The sequence below is a fragment of the Priestia sp. JNUCC 25 genome (genome assembly GCF_053667915.1).
Map to the genome: position 1 here is coordinate 1 of NZ_JBSJYE010000001.1, position 5,069 is coordinate 5,069.

Annotated in this window: 7 protein-coding genes; 5 read left to right on the top strand and 2 right to left on the bottom strand. The window is 34.9% G+C overall.

The genetic code is table 11. The features are described 5' to 3' along the window. On the top strand, positions 1-570 hold the full coding sequence (locus JNUCC25_RS26545) for a replication/maintenance protein RepL (protein WP_306386450.1): 570 nt from the start codon (positions 1-3) through the stop codon (positions 568-570). Between the two features lie 136 nt (positions 571-706). Beyond that, positions 707-1,057, top strand: a complete 351-nt coding sequence (locus JNUCC25_RS26550; RefSeq protein WP_454223292.1) for a response regulator transcription factor — start codon at positions 707-709, stop codon at positions 1,055-1,057. Between the two features lie 198 nt (positions 1,058-1,255). Here JNUCC25_RS26550 and mobV read toward each other — a convergent pair whose 3' ends face one another. Then, on the bottom strand, positions 1,256-2,584 hold the full coding sequence (gene mobV, locus JNUCC25_RS26555; protein WP_454223293.1) for a MobV family relaxase: 1,329 nt from the start codon (positions 2,582-2,584) through the stop codon (positions 1,256-1,258). Positions 2,585-3,051: 467 nt separating this feature from the next. Here mobV and JNUCC25_RS26560 point away from each other — a divergent pair, with 467 nt between their 5' ends. Genes JNUCC25_RS26560 through JNUCC25_RS26570 form a run of 3 tightly spaced genes read left to right on the top strand, consistent with a single transcriptional unit; the run spans position 3,052 to position 3,908 of the window. Continuing rightward, positions 3,052-3,174 carry a hypothetical protein gene (locus JNUCC25_RS26560; protein ID WP_454223288.1) on the top strand — a complete coding sequence of 41 codons (123 nt, stop codon included), beginning with the start codon at positions 3,052-3,054 and terminating at the stop codon, positions 3,172-3,174. 31 nt (positions 3,175-3,205) lie between these two features. Further along, the gene (locus tag JNUCC25_RS26565) at positions 3,206-3,610 is read left to right on the top strand and encodes a hypothetical protein (protein ID WP_454223289.1); all 405 of its coding nucleotides are present in this window, start codon (positions 3,206-3,208) and stop codon (positions 3,608-3,610) included. A 16-nt stretch (positions 3,611-3,626) separates the two neighbouring features. After that, the gene (locus JNUCC25_RS26570; RefSeq protein WP_454223290.1) at positions 3,627-3,908 is read left to right on the top strand and encodes a hypothetical protein; all 282 of its coding nucleotides are present in this window, start codon (positions 3,627-3,629) and stop codon (positions 3,906-3,908) included. 43 nt (positions 3,909-3,951) lie between these two features. Here the strand turns inward: JNUCC25_RS26570 and JNUCC25_RS26575 are convergent, their stop codons facing one another. Continuing rightward, on the bottom strand, positions 3,952-4,485 hold the full coding sequence (locus JNUCC25_RS26575; RefSeq protein WP_454223291.1) for a MerR family transcriptional regulator: 534 nt from the start codon (positions 4,483-4,485) through the stop codon (positions 3,952-3,954). Between the last annotated feature and the right edge of the window lie 584 nt (positions 4,486-5,069).

Here is a 5,069-nt window from a genome sequence, read left to right on the forward strand (position 1 = left end):
GTGACAAACGATGAAATTAATATTAAACGAGACGATTTTATGAAGATTTTGGAAATATCCGGAGTACCTCTATCAGCAGTAGAAAGAATGATAGATATAGAAAAAAGCAAAAAGCAAGAAGAAGAACAAAAGAAAAAAGAAAAAGAAAATCCACCATTTGTCCAACTTTATAAAGGCAAAGGCATAAATGCTTTAAAGTGGTTGATTAATGAGAGTCAATTAGCAGGTTCTATATTCATGTTCTTTTTAGAAAACATGAACAATAAAAACATGGTCGTATGTTCACAACAAGTACTTGCAGAAGAGTTTGGAAAAGGAAGAACATCTATTTATAAAGCTATAAAACTTCTAGATGATCATAATTTCATTAACATAGCTAAAATTGGTACAGCAAATACTTATATTTTAAATCCTGAAATTACATTCCAATCAGGCAATGATAAAAAGAAATACGTTAGCTTCGAAGGCACTGTATTGCTAAGTAAAGAAGAAAATAAAGCTCTTTTTGAGAAGTATGATTATGAAAGTATTAAAGTCTTAAAGGAAAAGAAAAACACAAAGGAGCACTAAAAATACTGATTACTAAAACTAAATCCAATAAAATAAAAGGGCACTTCCTCTGCAAAGGAAGCACCCCAGTGCTACGATAAATCATTCCAACCTTATTATAGCATGGGTTGCCCTCAAAAAATAGGAGGGTCTTATCATGGATCAAACCGAAAAACTATTAATGGGTATTGAAAATATTCTAAGTGTAGCATCTGATTTAGTTGATGAAGTTGGTCGTCTAAAACGTGTAGAAGAGGAATGTAAAATCCTTAAGGAAAAGCTATTTCTTAAACAGTTCACAGAAGCAGAACAAGAGATTTTCGCCCTAGCTATAGACGGTCATAGCACCGCAGAAATGCAAAAGATGCTAGTTAGAGAAGAAAGCACCGTCCGAACTCACAGAAAAAATATTATCCAAAAATTGAACGTTTCCTCTATGAAAGAAGCTGTTCAACAATTTAAAAACATCCATGATGAATCACCACAAAAACTTATACGCATCTCTTAATATATAAAATAGCCTTTAAGGCTAAAAAAGCAGGCTTAAGCCTGCTTTTTTTCAAGTTCTCTAACTCTCTTTTCTAATTTTCTATTATCCAGTTCTCTTTGGAGAGTCATTCCTATTACTACTAGTGACATGAGGACAGAGGCAATTATTTTCACTACACCACGCTCCTTTTTTTCCAATTATAACCTATTTCGTTTATTATCTTTCCATTTCATAACCGTTTTCCTTTTGTTTAGTTCGTTTTTGGCTTCTAAATGCCTCTGTAGCTTGCTCGTATCCTTGTTTTTCTAAAGGAGTTAGATTATTTTCATTAAAAGTAGGTTTTCCACTAAATCTATTAATTGCTTTATTAACGTGAAATTTTGCATAGCCTACAACCTTTTGAAAATCCTCAAAGAGCTGAGGTGATCGCTCTTCATAACGCTCTTTCACTTTTTTAAATAAGTCCCATGTAAGTTCGAACTTCTCTTTATATTGCTTTGTTTCTTTTTTCGATTGTTCCAATTCTTGTTTTAACGTTTCATTTTCTTTTCTCAAACTAGTATTGCGACTACGTTCTTTTTCATATTCCTCTCTATAGCCCTCATTTTCCCTTCTAAGCGTTTCAGAAGACTTTGCTAATGTCTTAAGATTCTCAAAGTCTTCAAAGCTTAATTCAACACTTTTAGGCTGTTTTAAATTGAACAGTGTTCCTTTCTCTTTAAAATCCATATCCTCTATTTTTTTTACATGAGTAATTTCTTTTTTTAAATCGTCAATTTCCGATTTACGATTTGAAATAGATAACTCCAAATTTGTCTTTTTGCCTTCTAATTCTTTTACAGATTGCTTTGCTTGCACAGCTGCTTGTTCATGATAATGAGTCTGTTCCTTAAAAGCCTGCACTTTTTGATGACGGACTTCTTTTCGTGTACCTCGTTCTAGTACATAGCCCCGTTCATTCATGCGCTCATTATATTTATCCTGTAGCGATGATAAATCATCTTTTGTTTTAATAAATTGATGTCTACTAATCGTTAAGACATCCTCCTTACGTCTACCGTCATATATCTCCGTCAGAGGGACAGCCACGATATGAAGATGAGGCGTTTTCTCATCCATATGTACAGAAGCATGAATGATTCTATCATGTGATAAGCCTATCTCATCCGTTACAAATTCCAAAGAGTCTTGCGCCCAGGATTGGATCTCGGCCTTTGATTTTCCTTTAAAGAATTCTTCATCGCTCGTAAATAAAAACTCGCATGCTACATCGTTTTTTGCACCGTTAATTGCCTGCTCAAATGACTTACGACGATCACTACGTGTCGTCTTCATTCGTTCCTCATGTTCACGCCTCATGTCTAGCGTGATTTCGGAAAAACGCTTCAAATAAGAATCGCATTTTACAAGCTCGATATTCTCGCTTGATTTCTCCCTATCAATATCTAAATTTGTATCAGATACTCGGTCCGCATTATGTTTTCCAATGCCCCTCAAATCACTCAATGTTTTAATGCCCTGAACTCTAAAAATGGAATAACTCAATCATGGTTCCCTCCTCATTTAAGCCTCCCCCTAATCATAGGGGGAGGCGAAGGAACATGTCAATGTTAGAACACACTCTAATATTGACACTAACGTATCAATATGGTGTGCCCTTCGGGGGAGGAACAGCTTCGCTATTCCTTTAAAAACCGCGGACGTTGTCCACACCTACCAAAGGGAATCTCCCTTTGGAATCTATCCTAAAAACACCCCCAACCCCCTCACTTTTTGAGGGGGCTCCCTCGCCGGTTGGCGTCAAACAAACGGGGTTGTTTGAATGCCAATAGGGTTTGGGTGTAGTGAATCTGTCAACTCCTTAAATTCTCGACCTGACGGTCTTGCGATTTACCGTTGACAGACGAGATATATCTCTTCTCTTCACCAATATATATTCAAATGTAAATATATGTACGAGCATACATTTTTTCTGTATATTATAAATAATTAAATACGAGGGGATTAAACAAATGAGCACAACATTTTATCATGGAACAACTGAACCATATGGAGCTAAAATATTTGAAACCCAAAATTTTTTATTTTCAAATGGAGAGAAACATTTATTAGGGCGAGGTATATATTTATATTAAGGACCCTATACAAGCTAAAGTATGGGCTCGTATGAAAGCAGACTATGAAAATAGTAAACCTTTAGTTCTCGAAGTTGAAGTAGATGTAGATGTAAATAAAGACGATTATTTAGATTTAGATACACGATCAAATCAAAACTTCTTCTTTAAACAGAGACAAGAATTCCTTTCAAAAATAAAAGACAAGAGTCTAACACATGTTGAGAGTCACTATACAGACAGTCACTTCTGCGATTTCCTTGTTAGAAGAACAAATGATACAATAGTGGCAAAGACTTTTGTATATGCACTTCCTCACGAAAATAAAGTGATACCTGTTCGTTACACTAATCAAAAGAAAACCGACAGGAATATAACCAGACATTATAGAACTGAAAAGCAATACTGTATAAAAGATCATGCATTGATTAAAAATATTGGAATCATAGACCTTTAATAAGGTGGTGTTAAAGATGAAAGATAGAAATCAAATAATGAATGATTACTTTGATAATGTAACTAGAGACCAATTGTTACATGACATCAAAGAAACAGGAATGTTGGATAAGAGACCATCTGTAGAATCTAAACATGCTTCGACAATGGTGAGCAAAAATACAGGAGCGACAGTAGTAAAGCCTTCTACCAATCGTGTAAAGTACGGACATGATCCATTTGTGGCTACTGGAATAAATAATAGGAAACGAAAAAAGCGCCCTTCTCCTTTTCAAGGTAGAAGAAGTTCTAATCATTAAATAAAAATAACTAAAGGTCCTCAAAATATTTGAGGGCCTTTAGTTATTTCCAAAACTCCCACCATTTCTTTTTTTCTTGAGCAGCAGCAATTTCTAAACGTCTTTCTTCTAAGGTGGCCTGCAAGTGTTGGGTTAACAAACGGTCTCTTTTTTCTAAATTATCGTTGATTTTATGTTCAAAAGCTTTAAACATCGCTTCTCGTTCTTCTTCAATTGCTTCCCTTACAGCCTCTTGCACAATTTCCTGTAATTCAAGCTTTGATAAACGCACTTCATCATCGTTAACGGGTATCGTAATCACGCCGTTATTATCACTTGGAAACATTGATACAACAGCTTTTATAGCGTCATTTTTACTCATATTATTTGCTAAGAATTCCTTCAATTTCTTTAACGGCATGATATCTTTTTCGAGGTAAGCACGACGGTGATGTTCATCCCGATAAAAGGAGTATCCCTCATTTTCTAAATCAATTGACCATCTTCTTAAGTTCGATGTTGATATATCAAGGAGTTCAGCAATATCTTTTGCCCAATAGGACTTTAACGTTTCCTCATTTTTTCCGTTTTCCGTCACGTTAACCACCTCGTTATAGCATTTCTATGCAACTATGGAAAACACCTTCTCCCCCTTCGTTTTGGGGTGTGAGGCTGGCTTTTTAAATTGTGTAGCTACATTTTGAGAAAGAAATAAAACTTAGGACAGTTGCTCTGGCGGTTCGGCAGGTATACTTTGCAAACCAAGTCGATCATCATTAACTTCGTTTTGGGTATGTTTCGGCTTGGCGACATATCCTTACCTGCCGAAATTTTTTAAACAAGGGCAAAAGGGTGGAGATTTTTTGAATGTTTGTTTCAAAAAATACTACCCGACCCTTGTTTAAAAAATAGCCCTTATATAGATATAGAAGGGGAGTTTGTACAAACGTTGATATGTAAGGGTTTTAGAGTTTCTTATGTTCAGTCAGAGTGAACATATATGTTCACCCTAGAGTGAACATATAAATGTATTTTTTGAACATCATGTTCACAAAATGGTTGTTTTTGTAAAAGTTTTATTTTATAATTTAAACATCAAGTTCTTTATAACTGAACATAACGTTCACTAGATGTGAACATATATGTTCACTTTATATGAACATAAAGGGGGATTAGATTTCA